Here is a 17,952-nt window from a genome sequence, read left to right on the forward strand (position 1 = left end):
GGGGAGGTCTCCCGGGGAATCGACGGCGCGCATCCCATAGAGCCGATGACAGTCGGCGAGATCGCAGACGTCGTCTGCTGGGCCCGGGCGCGCCTGCGGGTCTGGTTGGGGCGCGTTCGCTCGCTACCCAAGAGAACCCCGACGCTATCGAACGCCTCTGCTTGCTTGGTTCAACCGGATGGGAGAACAGCACTGGTGCAGAATGTCACTGGAGCGCCTGTTCGGCGTCGACGTTGACCCGGAAGGACTTCGTGGGCCACTACAACCTCAACCGAATGGGCTGGCAGCAATTCGAGCACATGCTCCAGGCGCTCGCGAAGGCTGAGTTGGGCAATGGTGTCAGGCCGTTTGGTTCAGGTAGGGACGCGCAGCGCGACGCTACGTTCGACGGCCGCGTCGACTTCCCGGTCGGGGCGGGCGCGAAATGGGATGGCTACGGCGTCATTCAAATGAAGTACAACGAGAAACCGGTCTCAACGACGGCTGACTGGCGGTGGTTCCTTGACGAGGTCCGCTCCGAGCTGCGTGGCTGGCTCGTAAAGAAGAGGGTCGGCGAGAAGACGCCGGAGTACCTGCTTTTCTCCACCAACGTCGTGCTGACCGGGACGAAAGACACTGGCGGTCGTGACCAGTTCGACCAGCTTCTTGCCGCCAACGCAGAAGACTTGGGGCTGCGTGGATGGTACGTGTGGGACTACGACGAGATTCGCGTCATGCTCGACACCCACACGTCTATTCGACAGCGATACCTAGAGCAGATCGTCACCGGCGACTCTCTTGCGCAAGTCGCCGAATTGCTCCCCGAGAAGACGGCTCTCGAGGCGGATCGGCTCGCTGGGCACGCCGTCGCCGAGCTGATCAACCGGCAATGGGTTCGAACGGGCGATGCGGGGTACAACGATGCGTCGAAAGTGACACTCGCGGACATTGCAATCGATCTGCCCTTCACGGCGGGCGTGACCGCGGACGCGGAAGGCCAGTCGCGGAGGATGACCGCCGCCGAGACGGTGCGCATCGGCGACCTCCACCTGTCAACCACCGCCGGCCGTGGGCCCCATGGGGTGGTCATCGTCGGAGGCCCGGGTCAGGGCAAGAGCACGATCGCCCAAGTGATCGCCCACACGTATCGTGTCGCCTTCCTCGCTGACACGAACGTCAAGGAGTACGGCGAGAGGGCTAAGCGCGCCTTCGATGGCCTCGACACACGGCTCAGGAAGGCGGGTATCCCGAACCCGCAGAAACGTCGATGGCCGTTCGTGATCGAACTGGCGAAGGCGGGGGCCGTGATCGCATCCTCCCCGTCGACGTTTTCGTTGCTCACCTACATCGCCGATTCCATACTGATTCGGGGGAAGAAGTCGGACCCGAGTGCGTTGCTGGACTGGTTGCGCACCTGGCCGTCATGCCTCGTGCTCGACGGCCTTGATGAGGTGCCTGACGCGAAGATCCGCAGCCGGCTCATCGAGGCGGTCACAGCGCTGGTGAGCGAGCTGAGCTCGGAGAAGGCGGACGTGCTCTTCGTCGCCACAACACGCCCACAGGGGTATCGACGGGAGTTCGACGACGCGTTTCCCTGCACGCAGATCACCCTGTCTGAACTCACCGAGACGGAAGCGATCAGCTACTCGGAAGCTCTCACCGCGTTGCGGGCAGCCAATGATCCAGACCTCGCTGAGCAGGTTGCACAAAGGCTCATCACGGCGGTCCACGAACGAGTCACGCAACGACTGATGACCACACCGTTGCAGGTGACGATCATGACGGCTCTCGCTGAAGAGGCAGTCGACCTTCCGACGGATCGATTCGAGCTGTTCGACCGGTACTATCGCGTCGTCTACGACCGTGAACTGGCGAAAAGCGAAGCCTTCACGGAACTGAAGTCGCTGCGCCCCCACATCGACCATCTTCACGAGCAGGCCGGGCTCAAGTTGCAGGCACGAACTGAGCGACCAGGGAACTCGGACGCTGTCCTCACGAAATCCGAGATCTCGCGTATTCTTCGCCACCGGCTCAGCTCGGCCGGATTCGAAGAGAGTGAATCGGAGTCGATCGCGACGACCCTCCTCAAACTTTCGACGGAACGACTGGTCATGCTCGTCTCTCCGAAGACATCGAAGTACGAGTTCGAAGTGCGATCGTTGCAGGAATATATGGCGGCTCGCGCGATCACCGATGGTGACGAACAGGTCGTCTTGCAGAACCTGCGCGAACTCGTTCCATCGAGTCACTGGCGCAACACGTGGCTGCTCGCGGCGGGACGCCTGCTGAAGCGTCGAGAGCACCTCATCGATGACGTCATCGACATCGTCGTTCGATACGACATTCAATCTGCCGAGTCGCCGATCACAGCCCTCGGCGCGAGCCTCGCTGGCGACCTCTACCTAGACAACTTCGGGATCGAGTTCCCGGCGACACGACGCAAACTCCTCAGCGCCGCTGTGAACCAGTTCGCAGATCTCGCTGATGGCATGCCGGCCGGCGTTGCGAACCTTCTGGCGACTGCGTTGGAACAAAGCGAGCGAGAGCACGCCATCGTGCTTGATGCCCTGCACGAGCTCAGCCGCGAGAACCCGTCCAACCTTGCCACCCGCGCATTGAGCGACAATCGCACCGGTATGTCAGATCTCGCCAAGCAGGCACGAACGACGTTGACCGAGGGTCGGAAGTACATTAGACCCGAACCCGGACCGATCCACGCTGATGCGGCGATCCTCGCACGTGCTCTCGCCCGGGCATCCAACCCAGGCGCGGAGGTCCTACTCCTTGTCGAGCAACTGCAGACGCCTGGTGCTGTCTGGCGGGGACGTTCGCTCGGAGTCTCGGTCGACATGCTGATTGCCCTTGAGAGAGACGCCGCTCGCCCCGCCCTTGCAGCTGCCGCGAAGAGCTTGTCTCAGAGCAGCCCGGCAAGCGCCGCCCTCAGTATCGAGCTCCTCCGGTTGCACGCCGCGTCGAAGCTTCGAGGCGACACGTTCGCAAAGTAGTCACACCGCCGTCGCGCACGACTCAAGCACAAGCACAGCTGAGAAGCACGCAACGTTCGGCAACTAGAATCATGCCGTGACCGCTCAGCCTGCACCGAAGCCTCGGCTCGGAGGTGCGCTCGAGCGCGGTGCGGCCGAGGAACTTGCCCGCACGCTGCGAGCTGTCGCCGACCCGACTCGCCTGCAGATCTTGAGCATCATTCTGGGATCCGCGGACGAACGTGCGACTGTCGGGCAGCTGGCGGACATGCTCGGTTTGCGGCAACCAACGGTGACGCACCACGTCCGGATACTCCTTGATGACGGGTTCGTCACGAGGGTGCAGGATGGCAAGCTCGGATGGATCTCCGTCCATCCCGAGCGTCGTGCCGCGGTCGAAGATTTTCTCCGATGAGCGAGAAGCACACGCACCGTGTCGGGCGACCACTCGACGAGCAGGCGGCTCGGGATCGCGCGGTGCAGGTCGCAGTACTCGGTAACCCCGAGACCCTGCGCACCCTGAGCGCCTTGGCATCCGGTATGCACGAATCTGACCTTGCCGGCGAACTCGGTATCGATTCCACCGGTGTCGATCAAGCGCTCAGGTCATTGCAGATGGCCGGTCTCATCCGGCGCGAGAAGAGCGATGCATGGATGCCAACGATCGACGCGTGGGTGCGTTTCGGACGTCTGCTCAGCAGCGATTCTCTGACAGCGGGATCCCCAGAGAATCCCGTGATGGCGCTTCCTCGTGCGGTTGGCACCGTGGTTGAAGACCTCGCGTATCGCTTCAGTTCTACGTTCAGTCGAGAAACGGTCGCAGGATACGTCGCTCAAAGCTATCGGCTGCTGAGCCAACGGACGCGGGTCCGTGAGCACCTGTTGACGATGACGGCGCGGTACGCCGCGGACCGCCTAGACGCTCTCGCCACGGCCCAAGGCCTGGTACTACGGGACACCCCGGAGGTGCTATTCGTCTGCGTGCAGAACGCTGGGAGGTCGCAGATGGCGGGGGCGTTCTTGCGGCATTTCGCGGGCGGACGTGTTCACGTGCGCACCGCCGGGTCTGCTCCATCGGACACAGCGCATCCTCGCGTGGCTGCGGCGCTGAGCGAAGTCGGGGTTGAGCTGTGGGGCGAGTTCCCCAAACCGCTCACGGATGAAGTCGTGCGTGCGGCGGACTACGTCATCACGATGGGGTGCGGCGACTCGTGCCCGATTTTCCCCGGGCGACGCTACATGGAATGGGATCTCGCCGATCCGCTCGAGCTCGATGATGTCGGTCTTCGCGCCGTGCGTGATGAGGTCCGCTCACGGGTTCTTGACCTTCTTCAGGAACTGGGCATCGAGGCTCAGGAGGCGAGCCGGTAGCCGGCGACGCGGACAGTTTCGATCAGCGCCTGTGCTGGTGCGAAGGCGGCCAGTCGCGAGCGGAGTTTTGTCATTGCTACCCGCACTGAGGCGTGGGGATCTTCGAGGTCGGATCCGAAGGAAAGTGCTAGAGCGTCGATGCTCACACTGTCTGGGTAGGCGCGGATGATCTGATGCAGCAGCTCGAATTCTCGTGCGGGTAGCAGCAGCGCGTGATCTTGCCAGCGCAGGCTTCTGTGCGAGACGTCGAGCGTCAATTCCCCGATACGCAGTGTGCGATCTGGAGGGGCGGATCGTGGATGCAGCCGTGACACTTCGCGCAGTCGGTCCGGGGTGACGGGGAGTCGGACGGTACCGCGCACTCCGGCACTCATCGCCGCTGCGATTGTCGCGGTTTCCGTCGCATCGGAGATACCCAGGAATAGGGCACCGTCGCACACGGGACCCGCGATCTGGATGATCGCGGCGAGCTTCTCGAATGGTTCTCCGCTGCCGAGGACGAGGGATGCGTGATGGTCGTGCGCGAGGTCAGCGAGCGCTTCGACGACTTCTGCGTGGACGGTAACGGGGACTCCCGCATGGCGGAACTCGGCAAAGCTCCCGCGCAGTACGTCGGGTCCGCGTCCGTGGAGCACGAACCGCGGGTTCCCATCCCTGCCGGTGTCGGTCATCCGAATCGTCCGCTGATGTAGTCCTCGGTCCGCTGGTCTTGTGGCTGTTCGAAGATGTTGCGGGTGAGGTCGTATTCGACGAGCACGCCGGTGCGGTCACCGGTGCTCTCGTCGGCGAGGGCGGTGAAGAATGCGGTGCGATCGGCCACGCGCGCTGCCTGCTGCATGTTGTGGGTGACGATGATGATCGTGTAGTCCTTGCGAAGCTCGTGCATGAGGTCTTCGATCCGAGACGTGGCGATCGGGTCAAGGGCGGAGCAGGGCTCGTCCATCAGGATCACGTCGGGTTGTACAGCGATCGTCCGCGCGATGCACAGGCGCTGCTGTTGACCGCCGGAGAGGCCGAACGCGGATTGCTTGAGCTTGTCCTTCACTTCGCCCCAGAGGGCGGAGCGGGTCAGTGCCTCTTCGACGAGGTCGTCCATGTTGTCGACTTTCATCCCGGTGACCCTAGGGCCGTAGGCGATGTTGTCGTAGATCGATTTCGGGAACGGGTTGGGCTTTTGGAACACCATGCCGATCCGCCGACGGACCTCGATCGGATCCACGGCTTTGGCGTAGATGTCCTCGTCTTGGAAGAGGACGGTGCCTTCCACGCGGGCACCGTCGACGAGGTCGTTCATGCGGTTCAGGGAGCGCAGCAGCGTTGATTTTCCGCATCCGGAGGGGCCGATGAGCGCGGTGATCTCGTTACGCCCGAACTCGAGGTTGACGCCGGTCACGGCCCGGAACTCGCCGTAGTACACGTTGACGTCTTCGCAGCGGATCAGGCCACTGGGGGTGGCGGCGAGCCGTCGTGTTTCGGCGGCATGGAAGTTCGTGTGCGTCGCTGTCGCGGCGCTGCCTGTGGGAGTGCTCATGGTTACCACCGTTTCTGGAACTTGTTGCGGATGAAGATCGCGAGCGCGTTCATCAGGATGAGGACGGCGAGCAGCAGGATGCTGGTGGCGCCGGCGAGTTCGTGGAAGCCTTCTTGCGGGCGGCCGGTCCAGTTGAAGATCTGGATCGGCAGCGTGGTGTAGCCGCTGAGGAGCCCGTTCGGGTCGAAGGTGATGTACACCAGCGCGCCGAGCACGAGCAGCGGGGCGGCCTCCCCGAGTGCGCGGGAGAGCGCGAGGATGGAGCCGGTTGCGATCCCGGGAACGGATGCGGGGAGCACTTGTCTCCACGTGGTCTGCCATTGTGTGGCGCCGAGTGCGAGAGATCCGTCGCGAATCTCTCGCGGGACCGCGCGCAGTGCTTCTCTGGTCGCGATGATGATCACCGGCAGGATGAGCAGTGTCAGGGCGAACGCCCCGCCGATGACGATGTTCTTGTTGGTGACGCCGAGCATCGAGAGGAACGCGAGCGCGAGGAGCCCGTACACGATCGAGGGCACTGCGGCGAGGTTCTGCACGTTGAGTTCGATGAACCGGTTGAACCACCGCTTCCGGTCGGCGAACTCTTCCAGGTGCACGGCGGCGGCGATCCCGAGCGGGAGTGTCATCACGGCGGTCGCACCGATCGCCCACACGGATCCGAGGATGGCGGGCCGGGCTCCGGCCTCGTCGGGGTCGGCGGAGGGGAAGTTGAACAGCAGCGCCGTGGAGAGCTTGTTCTGCCCGGTGAGGAAGATCGTGATCAGAAGGGTGATGAGCACCGCGAACGCGACGAACAGGGAGAGCCACAACAGCAGCAGGAACGCCAGTGCGCTCGGGCGCATCTCACCGTTGCGGCCGGTCGCGATGGGGGCCGAAGCGCGCAACGGCTGCGTCGCGGTCGTCGAGGTGGGGGACATCAGTAGGCCTCCCGGAAGCGGCGGACGAAACGGATGCTGATGAAGTTGATCAGCAAGGTGATGAGGAACAGCAGCAGCCCGACCGCGAACAGGGTGTTGTATTCGAGGCTCCCGACCCGGGAGTCGCCGAGCGCGGCGTTGGCGATGAATCCCGTCATCGTCTGCCCCTGATCGAGCGGGTTGGTGACGAGTTGCGCTTGGTTGCCGGCGGCGATGGCGACGATCATGGTTTCGCCGACCGCTCGGGAGATGCCCAGTACGACGGCCGCGACGATCCCGGACAGGGCGGCGGGGAACACGACGCGGAGGGTGGTCTGCATCCGGTTCGCCCCGAGCGCGGCGCTGCCCTGGCGGAGCGCCTGCGGGACAGCGGACATGGCGTCTTCTGCGATCGACGCGATCGTCGGGATGATCATCACACCCATGACGAGGCCCGCCGCGAGAACACTGAACGCCCCGGTTGGAAGGTGAAGCCAGTCCCGCAGGACGGTGCCTTGCACGAACTGCAGGGCGAAGAACCCATACACGACCGTGGGGATGCCCGCGAGGATCTCGAGCAACGGTTTGAGAACCTTGCGGACGCGGGGGCGGGCGTACTCGGCGAGCAGCGTTGCAGCCCCGAGCCCGAACGGCACCGCCACGAGCAGCGCGATGAGCGTGGTCCACAAGGTCGCGGTGACCAGAGGCAGCACGCCGAACGACGCGTCCGCGAAGCGTGGCGCCCACCGGGTGCCGAACAGGAACTCCAGGACCGGGACCTCGGCGAAGAAGCTCAGCGACGGGATAAGCAGCGCGATGAGGATCCCCACCGTCGTCACGACGGTGACGGCTGCAGCCAGGCGCAGGGCGAGCTTGATGAGGAACTCGCCGGGGCGGCGGCGGCCGGCGAAACTGCTGGCGGGGGCAGGGGCCCGGCCAGAAGCCGGACCCCCACGCCGTTCAATGATGGCGGTCATGGAGCGTGCGGTGCTCAGCCGAGCGAGGCGAGCTCGTCGGTGGCGGTGGTGACCTGGTCCTCGGTCAACGGCACGAACAGTGCACGCTCAGCGATCTCCGCGGAGTTGGCGACGTAGAAGTCGATGAACGACTTCACCTGCTCCTTGTCGACGTACGAGGCGTTGTTCACGTAGATGAACAGGGGGCGACCCAGCGGGGTGTAGGTGCCGTCCTGCACGGTCTCGGTGCTCGGCATCACGCCGTCGACGGCGACTGCCTTCACGACACCTTCGTTCTCTTCGACGTAGCTGAGGCCGAGGAACCCGATCGCGCTGACGTCTCCCGCAACGCCCTGGATGGTGATGTTGTCATCTTCGGAGGGGCTGTAGTCGGTGCGGATCGCACCGTCTTCGCCGTTGATCTCCTCGGTGAAGTAGTCGAACGTGCCCGAGTCGGTGCCGGCGCCGAAGAGCGTGATGGCCTGGTCGGGGAAGCTGGGATCGACCTGGTTCCAGTTCGTGATCTTGCCCTCCGCCTCCGGCCCCCAGATCAGGTTGAGCTGCTCAACGGTCAAGTCCTCCGCCCAGTCATTCTCCGGGTTCACGATGACTGACAGGCCGTCGTTGGCGGCGACGATCTCGGTGTACTTGATGCCGGCGGCCTCGCAGTCCGCAGCTTCCTCGTCCTTGATCGGACGCGACGCGTTGGACACATCCGTCTCGCCGGCGCAGAACGTCTTGAAGCCACCACCGGTACCCGACGTCGCGACCGAGACGTTCACGCCGCTCTCCTCATCGCGGAACAGGTCAGCGGCGGCCTCAGTCAGCGGGGCGACGGTCGACGAACCGTCGGTGTTCACCGAACCGGTCAGTCCGCCCCCGCTCGCGCCGGATCCAGAGGTGTCACCACCGGAGGGCTGCCCGCCGCACCCGCTCAGGGCTAGTGCCCCGACCAGGACCAATGCGGTGGACGCGAAGATCTTTGCTGTGGACTTTCGCACGTGTGCTTCCTTCATCTCAGGTATTCGAGGGATGAAGCAGCCGAGTCGCCGCTTCACATAGATGCTTGTCTATCCGACGTAGTTATAGAAGGCTATCTATATGAACGTGAGGTGAACGGCGACGAAAGGGTTCGTTGATCTTCCCGCCCGGGTGTCGGATCGTGCCGTGATCGACGCGATGATCAGGTGCGCGGATGTCGCGCGTCGTCAAGGCTTCGCGGGCGGCGAGATCTCGACAGAAAGGACTCACATGCACCTGGTCGTGATCGGAGGAAGCGACGCGGGAATCTCCGCGGCGCTCCGTGCCCGAGAGGTGGACGAATCCGCTGATGTGACGGTCGTCGTTGCCGATGCGTACCCGAACTTCTCCATCTGCGGCATCCCTTATTACTTCTCGCGGGAGGTGCAACCGTGGCAGTCCCTCGCACATCGCACGCTCGCCGATCTGGAAGCGGCCGGCCTCCAGGTGCGCACCAACACGCTCGCGACAGGCATCAGCGTCGACGCCCGCACCCTCGCGGTGCGGACCAGCGATGGAGCGGGGTCCGCCATTCCTTACGATGCGCTCGTCGTCGGGACGGGTGCATCCGCGTCGACGGCGGGTATCCACGGGACCGACCGGCTCGGGCCTGCGGACGGTGTGCATACGCTCCACACGATGGGTGACACCTTCGCTCTTGAGAGCTACATCGATGAGCATCAACCGTCGACGGCGATCATCATCGGCGCGGGGTACGTCGGCCTCGAGATGGCCGAAGCGCTCACCATCCGCGGACTCCAGGTCACGCAGCTGCAACGCGGACCCCAGGTGCTCTCCACCCTCGACACGGAGCTCGGAGCGCTCGTGCGCGACGAGCTCCACCGCAATGGCGTCACGGTGGAAACGGGCATGCAGGTGCACGATATCGGTCGCGACAGTGGGCTCCTTGCGGTCCAGGGCACCCGCGACGGTGCCCCGTTCGTGCGTCGCGCCGAGCTGGTCCTCGTCGTGGTGGGTGTGCGCCCCAATGTGGAGCTCCTCACCGGAATCGGGGCACGAACCGGAGCCGGCGGCGCCGTCATCGTGGACGAACGGATGCAGACAGGGATTCCGCAGATCTGGGCGGGCGGGGACGGTGTGATCACCCGTCATCGCCTTCTCGGCGACACGTATCTTCCGCTCGGCACGACCGCGCACAAACAAGGGCGCGTCGCGGGCGCGAACGCGGTCGGCGCCGATGCGCGATTCCACGGCAGCCTGGGAACCCAGGTCGTGAAGGTGTTCGACCTGGTAGCTGCACGCACGGGCCTTCGCGATCACGAAGCCGAGACCGCGGGGCATCGGCCGCACAGCCACACCGTCACTGCCGACGACCACAAGCGCTACTACCCAGGCGCCACCCCGATCCATATCCGTGTGACCGGAGACCTTGAATCGGGGCGTCTCCTCGGCGCGCAACTGGTCGGATCGCGCAGCGCCGAGATCTCCAAGCGCGTCGATACATTCGCGACCGCACTGCACCACAGCATGTCCGTAGATGCGATCAGCGACCTCGACCTGTCTTATACCCCGCCGCTCGGCTCCCCCTGGGATGCGGTGCAGATCGCTACCCAAGCGTGGAGCACGTCAACCCGCGCAGCGGGATCGACGATCCCCGCCCACGCCGATACGTCGCGCAGTTTGGAGGCGGACGGCATCGACGGGCGGAGAGATCAGGTGAAGCGGGCGAAGGTGAGTGACAGCCCGGCGAACCCCACAGCAACCCACGCCATGGCGGAGTACGACCCCGTCGCCACCGCGATGAGTGGGCCGAGCGCGGGACCGACCGCACCGATCGCCGTGATCGGTGCGGCGAAGACACCATTGATCGAGCCGTAGTTCCGGGTGCCCCACCGGTCAGCGACGGCAGAGCCCTGCACAAGCGTCTGTGCACCGCGCACGGCTCCGACCCCCACGCCGATACTGATGAGCAGCCACGGCGGGCCGGGCACGATCGCGATCAGAGCAAGCCCGATGGCGCTCAGCCCTGCCGTCGCCGCCAACGCCACCCAGGGTGCGGCGGTGTGTGGGACGGCGACATACAGCAGTCGGCCGATCACCTGGCCGGCGCCGAGCAGCCCCAGCGCCCATGCGGCGAGCTCGTACGTCATCCCCTTCTCAGTGAACAGCGGAATGATTGCGAGTGTGACGCTGAACAGCGCCGCCGCCAGGGTGAGCATCGACGCCTCGAGCATCCAGAAGCGTCGCGTGCGCACCACGCTCGCCACCGTGTGGTGATCGGCCGATGCACCATGAATGACGGGTGGCCAGGACGACTCGAGGAAGAACCAATGCAACGGTGTGGTCGTCACCACGAGGACGACGGCGAGGACAAGAAACACCGACCGCCAATCCATCATCGACAGCAACATGGCGACGAGGGGAGCAAAGACGGTCGACGCCAATCCTCCCGCGAGGGTGAGGATCGTCATTGCACCCCGGCGGCGGTCTCCGTACCGGCGAGCAATCACCGTGAACGCGGCCTGGTACAACACCGCGGCCTGCGCGGTCCCCGCCACGATCCACCCCGCCGTGAACACGACAAGATCCGGCGCGGCCGCCACGATGACCAGCCCACCCGCACCGACGATGCTTCCCACGGTCATGATCATCCGAGGCCCACGCTCGTCGAGCCAGCGCCCGACAACGACGCCCGCGATCGCCGAAGCAACGAGTCCACCCGAGAACGACAATGTGACCAGCACCACGGGCCACCCTGTCTCGTCCGCGATCGCGGGCGAGGCGACGATCAACGCGTAGAACAAAATGCCCCAGCTGATGACCTGACCCAGCGACAGCGCGACAAGCCGACCCCCGAACCGGGAGCCCGCGGCCCGAGCGGTCACACCGAACGAAGAGTGTCCGCGGCGGCGTCCAGCGCCCCGTCGGTGATCGCGAAGTACGCCCACTTCCCTCGCTGCTCGCGGGTGACGAGCCCCGCGTCGGCGAGCAGCTTCATGTGGTGCGACACCGTGCCCTGCGACAGTCCGACCGGAGCGGTGAGGTCGCAGATGCACGCCTCCCCACCGTCACCGGCGGCAATCAGCGACAACAGGCGCACCCGTGTCGGATCCCCGAGCGCTTTGAAGACCCGTGCGACGCGCTCCGCGTCCTCGACCGTGATCGCTGCTGTCACCCGAGGGGCGCAGCAGGACGTCGAGGTGTCGAGGGTGGCAGGAAGACTCATGACACCAGTATCGCACGCATTGACAAACTTCGATAGGAGGAGCAGCCTATTCATATTGAAGTTTTTCGATTTGAGGAGATGTGATGAACGAGCTTCCCGTCGTAGTCATCGGCGCCGGCCCCCAAGGGCTTGCTGCGGCCGCCCACCTGACGGAGCGAGGCATCGCCGTGACGGTCGTTGAGCGAGGCGATGGACCAGCTGCTGCGGTGTCCGAGTGGGGACATGTGCGCCTGTTCTCCAGCTGGCCGGAACTCACCGACACGGCCGCGCGGCGTCTGCTGGAGCCGACCGGGTGGACCGCACCGCACTCGGGTTACCCCACGGGAGCCGAATGGGTCGCCGGCTACCTGGACCCGCTCGCCCGCGTCCTCGGTGACCGCGTCATCTACTCGACCACCGTCACCGGTGTCGCCCGCAAAGGCCGGGACCTGATGGTCGACAGCGGCCGCAAGGGGCAGCCGTTCATCGTGCACACCCGGGACACGCAGGGGGCAGAAGGTCGGATCTCCGCGCGCGCCGTCATCGACGCCAGCGGCACATGGGCGCTCCCGAACCCTGCCGGGGCGGACGGGCTGCCCGCGCTCGGCGAGCGGGCCGCGGCCGCACGGATCTCATACCGCATCCCGGAGGATGTCTCCGCGTGTGCGGGGCAGCACCTGGTCGTGATCGGTGCCGGGCACTCCGCGGTGCATGCCGTCCTCCGGCTGAGCGAGTTGGCGCGCACGACCCCAGGCACCCGGGTGACGTGGCTGCTGCGTCGCGGCACGACGGGCAACGTCTTCGGTGGTGGAGCGGGCGATGAATTGCCCGAGCGTGCAGCTCTGGGCACTCGAGCGCGCAAGGTGATCGAAGCCGGTGTTGTCGACGTGGTGACGGGCTTCCGCGTCGCCGAGTTCCACGACGAGGCGGCGGGGCTGCGCATCGTCGCGGAGAACGGCAAGGAGGTCGACGGGGTGTCCCGGGTGTTCGCGCTGACCGGGTTCCGTCCCGATGTGAGCATCCTGTCGGAGATGCGCATCGATCTGGATGCGTCGCTGGAGGCGGTCGCCGGGATCGCGGAGGAGATCAACCCGAACGTCCACTCCTGCGGATCGATCGGCGCCACCGGGGCCCGCGACCTCACCCAGCCGGAGCCAGACTTCTTCATCGTCGGCGCAAAAAGCTACGGCCGCGCCCCTACCTTCCTCGCTCTCACCGGGTTCGAGCAAGTCCGCAGCGTCGCCGCGCACCTCGCGGGCGATCATGCAGGAGCCGAGCGCAACGAGCTCATCCTTCCCGACACCGGCGTCTGCGGCGGATCCGGAGACTTCGACGGGGCCGGAAGCAGTTGCTGCGCGGCGCCGGTCATCCAGCTCGAGCCCACCCGCGTCGCCGTCGGCTGACCGGCAGCTCGAGCCACCACCCAGCGCCCCGCGGGGCGCAATCAACCCAAGGAGTACTCACATGGCCAACCAGCTGATCGAGAAGAACGTCACGATCGAAGACCCCCGCGACGGCACCCCGCTCGCCGTCACCATCCAACTCGAGCTCGACCTGTCCGACTGCGCCTGCGCACCCCGCACGCCGTCGCTGGGCAACCCGGTCGGATACGGCTCCAAGTAGTCGACCCAACACCGGAAGAGGGAGCCCGTCCGTGATGGACGGGCTCCCTACGTGCATACTCGTTACAAGACGGGGTGCTGACCCCGCCGGCGGTCATTCCAGCAGTCGGGCTGCCAAGGCGTGCACGTTCTGGTCGACAGCGTCACGGAGTTCTCGCACGGCGTCGCTGTCCACGGACCAGTCCGCAGGATCAGGGAACTCCCACTGCACGACCTCACCGGAGACTGGCCCGGGTAGTTCCAAGCCCGGCTTCATCAGTACCACCACATCGGCGCTCGCGAGGTCGTCCGGGGTGACGGCGCGCGGCACTGCCGCTGAGGTGTCGATGCCGAGCTCGTCGAGAGACGCGGCGACCGCGGGGTTGATCGCGGCAGCGGGGTGTACGCCGGCGCTGTCTGCGATCAGTCGATCGCCAGCATGCCGGGCCAGCAGGTGCGCGCCCAGCTGTGAGCGTCCGGCGTTGTGTGTGCAGATGAACAGCACGGTCTGAGGGTCTGTCACGTCATCCTTCTCTCCTCCGGCGGGCCGCTCGCCCGCCGGACCGTTGGCGTGACACCAGGCTTGCACGTTGTATCGATAAGTGTCAATATAGACACATGTCGATTCAAGAGGTTGAGCTGATCATCATTGGATCCGGGCCCGCCGGCTATACGGCTGCGGTGTATGCGGCGCGGGCGGGCCTTGCCCCGGTCGTGCTGGCCGGTTCCGTCACCGCGGGCGGTGCGCTCATGACGACCACCGAGGTGGAGAACTTCCCCGGTTTCGTCGATGGTGTCCAGGGTCCGGAGTTGATGGAGTCGATGCGCGCGCAGGCCGAGCGCTTCGGCGCCCGCATCCTTCTCGACGACGCTGTCTCGGTCGACCTGGCAGGGCCGGTGAAGACGGTGCGCACCGGATCGGGCGACACCTACCTGGCGCGTGCGGTGATCCTCACCATGGGGTCGGCCTACCGCAAGATCGGACTGGCCGATGAAGAGCGTCTCACCGGTCACGGGGTCTCCTGGTGTGCGACCTGCGACGGCTTCTTCTTCCGCGACCAGGAGATCGTCGTGGTCGGCGGTGGCGATTCGGCGATGGAGGAAGCGCTGTTCCTCACCCGGTTCGCGTCGAAGGTCACCGTGGTGCACCGTCGCGACACGTTCCGCGCCTCACAGATCATGGCGCAGCGGGTGCTCGAGCACCCGAAGATCGACGTCGCCTGGAACAGCGAAGTAGCCGGCATCCTCGGGACGGACAAGGTCGAGGCGGTCACGCTGCGCGACACGGTCTCCGGAGTGGAACGCGAACTCTCCGTGACAGGGGTCTTCGTCGCCATCGGGCACGACCCGCGCTCCGAGCTCGTCGCAGGCTCCGTCGACACGGACGCTGACGGGTATGTGCGGGTCGCCCACCCGTCCACCCGCACCACCCTCGACGGCGTCTTCGCCGCCGGCGACCTGGTCGACCACACCTACCGGCAGGCCATCACCGCAGCCGGCACGGGTTGCGCGGCCGCCCAGGACGCCCAGCACTACCTCGCGGCCCTCACGGACACCGCGCCCGCATTCGACGCCCAGGAGGTCCTCGCATGAGTGTCCCGATCGTGGTCACCGACGCCACATTCCAGAACGACGTCACCGACTCCGAGATCCCCGTCGTGGTGGACATCTGGGCCACCTGGTGCGGTCCGTGCAAGCAGATCGCCCCACTTCTGGACCAGCTCGCCGTCGAGTACGACGGCCGGGTCAAGATCGTCAAGCTCGACGCCGACCAGAACCCGGCCACGGTGACCGCCATCGGCGTCACCTCGATCCCCACGCTGGTCTTCTACAACCAGGGTGCGCGCGTTGACATGCTCATCGGCGCCCACGCCAAGCCCGCAATCGCAGAGAAGATGGAGGCGCTCCTCGCATGAGCTCCGCAACCGCACCCACCCCCACAACGACCACCCGCCGCCTGTCGACCCTCGACCGCTGGTTGCCGCTGTGGATCGGACTGGCCATGGTCGCCGGAATCCTCGTCGGCCGCTTCATCCCTGGCGTCTCCGAGCTCCTCGCCCACATCGAAGTCGGCGGCATCTCCGTGCCGATCGCGCTCGGCCTGCTGGTGATGATGTACCCCGTCCTCGCGAAGGTCCGCTACGACAAAGTCGCCGCCGTCACCGGCGACAAGAAGCTCCTCATCTCCTCGCTCGCACTGAACTGGGTCGTCGGACCGGCACTGATGTTCGCCCTCGCCTGGGCGTTCCTTCCCGATCTCCCCGAGTACCGCACCGGCCTCATCATGGTGGGCCTGGCCCGGTGCATCGCGATGGTCGTCATCTGGAACGATCTCGCCTGCGGTGACCGAGAAGCCGCCGCCGTCCTCGTCGCCATCAACTCCGTGTTCCAGGTCATCGCCTTCTCCCTCCTCGGGTGGTTCTACCTCACTGTGCTCCCCGGATGGCTTGGACTGGACTCGCAGGGACTGGAGATCTCGATCTGGCAGATCGCACTCAACGTGCTCGTCTTCCTCGGAATCCCCCTGATCGCCGGTTTCGCGTCCCGCCTGATCGGGGAGCGTGCGAAGGGCCGCGACTGGTACGAGGACACGTTCCTTCCGAAGATCGGACCGTGGGCGCTGTACGGCCTGCTGTTCACGATCGTGCTGCTGTTCGCCCTGCAGGGTGAGCAGGTCACCAACCGGCCGTGGGATGTGGCCCGCATCGCCCTGCCGCTGTTGGCGTACTTCGCCGTGATGTGGTTCATCGGACTGTTCACCGGGAAGGCGCTCGGGCTCGGATACGCCCGATCCTCCACTCTGGCGTTCACGGCCGCGGGCAACAACTTTGAACTCGCCATCGCCGTCGCCATCGGCACCTTCGGGGCCGCCTCCGGTCAGGCCCTCGCCGGCGTCGTCGGCCCACTGATCGAGGTCCCCGTGCTCGTCGGACTCGTCTACGTCTCCCTGTGGGCGGCCCGGCGCTGGTTCCACACCAACCCGTACACCGCTGAAAGGATGTAGCCATGAACGTCACGCTGACGACCACCGGCGACACCTGCAGTCCCGTCGCCACCCACGCGATCGGCGTCGACGCCGCCACTTCGGTTGCGGCGACGCTGAAAGCGCTGTCCGACCCGCTCAGACTGCGCATGCTGTCCGCCATCGCCTCCGACCCCCGCGGAGAGTCGTGTGTGTGCGACCTGGCCGAACTCGCCGACGTCTCCCAGCCCACCGTCTCGCACCATCTGAAAGTCCTCAAAGACGTGGATGTCCTCGTCTCCGAGCGGCGCGGCACCTGGGTCTGGTACCGCATCAACCCGAACCGCCGCGGCGCGGTCACCGCACTCCTGGACTCGTTCGCGCCCGCGACCGTGAGTGAGCCGTGGAGCGTTGAGCGCACGGACGCAAACACACGACCCGACTTCGACGCGCGCGTGACTCATCTTGCTGACGAGCTCGCCGACGAGATCCCGGAGATCGACGCCGACGTGGTGCTCACCATCGTCCGCGAGTCGTACACGTCCCTTGCCCGCACTGCTCGCGTCACCTCTGCATTGATCCCCTTGACCGAGAGGTTCGCCCGGCAGCGCCTCGCTGACCTCACCAGGGACCGCGACGCCTCCGTCCCGCAGGTGCTGTTCGTGTGCGTTGCGAACGCCGGACGCTCCCAGCTCGCCGCAGCACTCGTGAATCAGATCAGCGGCGGTAAGGTCGTTGCACGTTCCGCAGGGTCGAATCCCGCGGACGTCATCCACCCCCACGTCCGATCGCTGCTCACGGACATCGAAGGTGACATTGCCGCTGACCGGTATCCCAAGCCGCTCACCGACGACGCGGTGCGTGCGGCAGATGTGGTTGTCACGATGGGCTGCGGGGACGTCTGCCCGATCATCCCCGGCGTTCGGTACGACGACTGGGCGGTGGGTGACCCCGCTCTCGCGTCTCGCGAAGGCGTCGAAGCGATCCGTGACGATATCGCCGCACGCGTCCATGTTCTCGTGGACGACCTTCTCCTCTAACCCCTCTACCGCCCATTCAGGAGCAAACATGACTGACACCACCGTTAAGCCTTCCGTCCTCTTCGTCTGCGTTCACAACGCCGGACGGTCGCAGATGGCGGCCGGGTTCCTTCGCGAGATCGCTGGCGACCGTATCGAAGTTCGCTCGGCCGGGTCCATGCCTGCGGATCAGATCAACCCCACCGCCGTCGACGCGATGCAGGAACTTGGTATCGACATCACCGCCGAGCAGCCCAAGGTCCTCACCACCGAGGCGGTGCAGGCCTCTGACGTCGTGATCACCATGGGGTGTGGCGACGCGTGCCCGTTCTTCCCCGGAAAGCGCTACGAAGACTGGAAGCTCGACGACCCCGCTGGTCAGGGCATCGACGCCGTGCGGCCCATCCGCGACGATATCCGTGGCCGCATCGAACAGCTGGTGAGCGAGCTCCTCTGAGAAGTCCACG

18 protein-coding genes and 1 pseudogene are annotated in these 17,952 nt (G+C 65.6%); 11 read left to right on the forward strand and 8 right to left on the reverse strand.

Annotation, left to right across the window (positions count from 1 at the left end):
- Positions 1 to 233 precede the first annotated feature (233 nt).
- The 3 genes from C6C15_RS01295 (at position 234) to C6C15_RS01305 (ending at position 4,334) form a co-directional block, all read left to right on the forward strand.
- On the forward strand, positions 234 to 2,984 hold the full coding sequence (locus tag C6C15_RS01295) for an NACHT domain-containing protein (RefSeq protein WP_158698501.1): 2,751 nt from the start codon (positions 234 to 236) through the stop codon (positions 2,982 to 2,984).
- A 76-nt stretch (positions 2,985 to 3,060) separates the two neighbouring features.
- Positions 3,061 to 3,378, forward strand: coding sequence for an ArsR/SmtB family transcription factor (locus tag C6C15_RS01300; protein WP_061016796.1), 318 nt, complete (start codon positions 3,061 to 3,063; stop codon positions 3,376 to 3,378).
- Complete coding sequence (locus C6C15_RS01305) at positions 3,375 to 4,334, forward strand: arsenate reductase/protein-tyrosine-phosphatase family protein (RefSeq protein WP_231728787.1); 960 nt, start codon at positions 3,375 to 3,377, stop codon at positions 4,332 to 4,334. Before C6C15_RS01300 ends, C6C15_RS01305 begins: the two co-directional genes overlap by 4 nt.
- Here the strand turns inward: C6C15_RS01305 and C6C15_RS01310 are convergent.
- The 5 genes from C6C15_RS01310 to C6C15_RS01330 all read right to left on the reverse strand — a co-directional run bounded on the left by C6C15_RS01310 (position 4,316) and on the right by C6C15_RS01330 (position 8,733).
- Positions 4,316 to 5,005 (reverse strand): winged helix-turn-helix domain-containing protein, encoded by a 690-nt coding sequence (locus C6C15_RS01310; protein ID WP_061016798.1) that lies wholly within the window; start codon positions 5,003 to 5,005, stop codon positions 4,316 to 4,318. The two genes, C6C15_RS01305 and C6C15_RS01310, sit on opposite strands and share 19 nt — an antisense overlap.
- Positions 5,002 to 5,775 (reverse strand): phosphate ABC transporter ATP-binding protein PstB, encoded by a 774-nt coding sequence (pstB, locus tag C6C15_RS01315; RefSeq protein ID WP_082738487.1) that lies wholly within the window; start codon positions 5,773 to 5,775, stop codon positions 5,002 to 5,004. The genes C6C15_RS01310 and pstB overlap by 4 nt, the downstream gene beginning before the upstream one ends.
- 92 nt (positions 5,776 to 5,867) lie before the next feature.
- Positions 5,868 to 6,782, reverse strand: a complete 915-nt coding sequence (gene pstA, locus C6C15_RS01320) for a phosphate ABC transporter permease PstA (RefSeq protein ID WP_061016800.1) — start codon at positions 6,780 to 6,782, stop codon at positions 5,868 to 5,870.
- Positions 6,782 to 7,738, reverse strand: a complete 957-nt coding sequence (gene pstC / locus C6C15_RS01325; RefSeq protein ID WP_017201968.1) for a phosphate ABC transporter permease subunit PstC — start codon at positions 7,736 to 7,738, stop codon at positions 6,782 to 6,784. The genes pstA and pstC overlap by 1 nt, the downstream gene beginning before the upstream one ends.
- Positions 7,739 to 7,752: 14 nt before the next feature.
- Positions 7,753 to 8,733, reverse strand: coding sequence for a PstS family phosphate ABC transporter substrate-binding protein (locus C6C15_RS01330; RefSeq protein WP_067122890.1), 981 nt, complete (start codon positions 8,731 to 8,733; stop codon positions 7,753 to 7,755).
- Positions 8,734 to 8,884: 151 nt separating this feature from the next.
- On the opposite strand from C6C15_RS01330, the gene C6C15_RS01335 reads away from it, so the two are divergent.
- Complete coding sequence (locus C6C15_RS01335; RefSeq protein ID WP_442789449.1) at positions 8,885 to 10,576, forward strand: FAD-dependent oxidoreductase; 1,692 nt, start codon at positions 8,885 to 8,887, stop codon at positions 10,574 to 10,576.
- Positions 10,577 to 10,638: 62 nt separating this feature from the next.
- On the opposite strand, the pseudogene C6C15_RS17280 reads toward C6C15_RS01335, so the two are convergent.
- Positions 10,639 to 11,646: pseudogene (locus tag C6C15_RS17280) on the reverse strand (MFS transporter); the annotation flags it as partial.
- Entirely contained in the window at positions 11,580 to 11,924 is a 345-nt protein-coding gene (locus C6C15_RS01345) for an ArsR/SmtB family transcription factor (RefSeq protein WP_017201964.1), read from the reverse strand. The pseudogene C6C15_RS17280 and the gene C6C15_RS01345, both read right to left, overlap by 67 nt.
- An 83-nt stretch (positions 11,925 to 12,007) precedes the next feature.
- Here C6C15_RS01345 and C6C15_RS01350 point away from each other — a divergent pair, with 83 nt between their 5' ends.
- Positions 12,008 to 13,306 carry an FAD-dependent oxidoreductase gene (locus tag C6C15_RS01350; RefSeq protein ID WP_096713912.1) on the forward strand — a complete coding sequence of 433 codons (1,299 nt, stop codon included), beginning with the start codon at positions 12,008 to 12,010 and terminating at the stop codon, positions 13,304 to 13,306.
- Positions 13,307 to 13,367: 61 nt separating this feature from the next.
- Positions 13,368 to 13,526, forward strand: coding sequence for a hypothetical protein (locus tag C6C15_RS16960; RefSeq protein ID WP_157560284.1), 159 nt, complete (start codon positions 13,368 to 13,370; stop codon positions 13,524 to 13,526).
- 93 nt (positions 13,527 to 13,619) lie between these two features.
- Here the strand turns inward: C6C15_RS16960 and C6C15_RS01355 are convergent, their stop codons facing one another.
- Positions 13,620 to 14,027, reverse strand: coding sequence for an arsenate-mycothiol transferase ArsC (locus tag C6C15_RS01355; protein ID WP_067122899.1), 408 nt, complete (start codon positions 14,025 to 14,027; stop codon positions 13,620 to 13,622).
- Between the two features lie 95 nt (positions 14,028 to 14,122).
- Here C6C15_RS01355 and trxB point away from each other — a divergent pair, with 95 nt between their 5' ends.
- From trxB to C6C15_RS01380, 5 genes are read left to right on the forward strand one after another with little or no spacing between them, the layout of a single operon-like run.
- A complete protein-coding gene (gene trxB, locus C6C15_RS01360; protein WP_067122903.1) occupies positions 14,123 to 15,097 on the forward strand; it encodes a thioredoxin-disulfide reductase in 975 nt (324 codons plus the stop codon).
- The gene (trxA, locus tag C6C15_RS01365; protein ID WP_067122905.1) at positions 15,094 to 15,420 is read left to right on the forward strand and encodes a thioredoxin; all 327 of its coding nucleotides are present in this window, start codon (positions 15,094 to 15,096) and stop codon (positions 15,418 to 15,420) included. The genes trxB and trxA overlap by 4 nt, the downstream gene beginning before the upstream one ends.
- On the forward strand, positions 15,417 to 16,508 hold the full coding sequence (gene arsB, locus C6C15_RS01370) for an ACR3 family arsenite efflux transporter (protein WP_105949095.1): 1,092 nt from the start codon (positions 15,417 to 15,419) through the stop codon (positions 16,506 to 16,508). Before trxA ends, arsB begins: the two co-directional genes overlap by 4 nt.
- A 2-nt stretch (positions 16,509 to 16,510) precedes the next feature.
- Positions 16,511 to 17,506: a metalloregulator ArsR/SmtB family transcription factor gene (locus C6C15_RS01375; RefSeq protein WP_067122911.1), complete on the forward strand. Its 996-nt coding sequence runs from the start codon at positions 16,511 to 16,513 to the stop codon at positions 17,504 to 17,506.
- Positions 17,507 to 17,534: 28 nt separating this feature from the next.
- Complete coding sequence (locus C6C15_RS01380) at positions 17,535 to 17,942, forward strand: arsenate reductase ArsC (RefSeq protein WP_017201945.1); 408 nt, start codon at positions 17,535 to 17,537, stop codon at positions 17,940 to 17,942.
- The last annotated feature ends 10 nt before the right edge of the window (positions 17,943 to 17,952 follow it).

This window comes from Microbacterium sp. str. 'China' (assembly GCF_002993305.1).
GTDB classification, from domain to species: domain Bacteria; phylum Actinomycetota; class Actinomycetes; order Actinomycetales; family Microbacteriaceae; genus Microbacterium; species Microbacterium paraoxydans.

Coding starts and splice junctions, on each gene's coding strand:
- C6C15_RS01305 (WP_231728787.1), top strand. CDS start 3,375: ATGAGCGAGAAGCACACGCACCGTGTCGGGCGACCACTCGACGAGCAG.
- C6C15_RS01310 (WP_061016798.1), bottom strand. CDS start 5,005: ATGACCGACACCGGCAGGGATGGGAACCCGCGGTTCGTGCTCCACGGA.
- pstA (WP_061016800.1), bottom strand. CDS start 6,782: ATGTCCCCCACCTCGACGACCGCGACGCAGCCGTTGCGCGCTTCGGCC.
- pstC (WP_017201968.1), bottom strand. CDS start 7,738: ATGACCGCCATCATTGAACGGCGTGGGGGTCCGGCTTCTGGCCGGGCC.
- C6C15_RS01330 (WP_067122890.1), bottom strand. CDS start 8,733: ATGAAGGAAGCACACGTGCGAAAGTCCACAGCAAAGATCTTCGCGTCC.
- C6C15_RS01345 (WP_017201964.1), bottom strand. CDS start 11,924: ATGAGTCTTCCTGCCACCCTCGACACCTCGACGTCCTGCTGCGCCCCT.
- C6C15_RS01350 (WP_096713912.1), top strand. CDS start 12,008: ATGAACGAGCTTCCCGTCGTAGTCATCGGCGCCGGCCCCCAAGGGCTT.
- C6C15_RS16960 (WP_157560284.1), top strand. CDS start 13,368: ATGGCCAACCAGCTGATCGAGAAGAACGTCACGATCGAAGACCCCCGC.
- trxB (WP_067122903.1), top strand. CDS start 14,123: ATGTCGATTCAAGAGGTTGAGCTGATCATCATTGGATCCGGGCCCGCC.
- trxA (WP_067122905.1), top strand. CDS start 15,094: ATGAGTGTCCCGATCGTGGTCACCGACGCCACATTCCAGAACGACGTC.
- arsB (WP_105949095.1), top strand. CDS start 15,417: ATGAGCTCCGCAACCGCACCCACCCCCACAACGACCACCCGCCGCCTG.
- C6C15_RS01375 (WP_067122911.1), top strand. CDS start 16,511: ATGAACGTCACGCTGACGACCACCGGCGACACCTGCAGTCCCGTCGCC.
- C6C15_RS01380 (WP_017201945.1), top strand. CDS start 17,535: ATGACTGACACCACCGTTAAGCCTTCCGTCCTCTTCGTCTGCGTTCAC.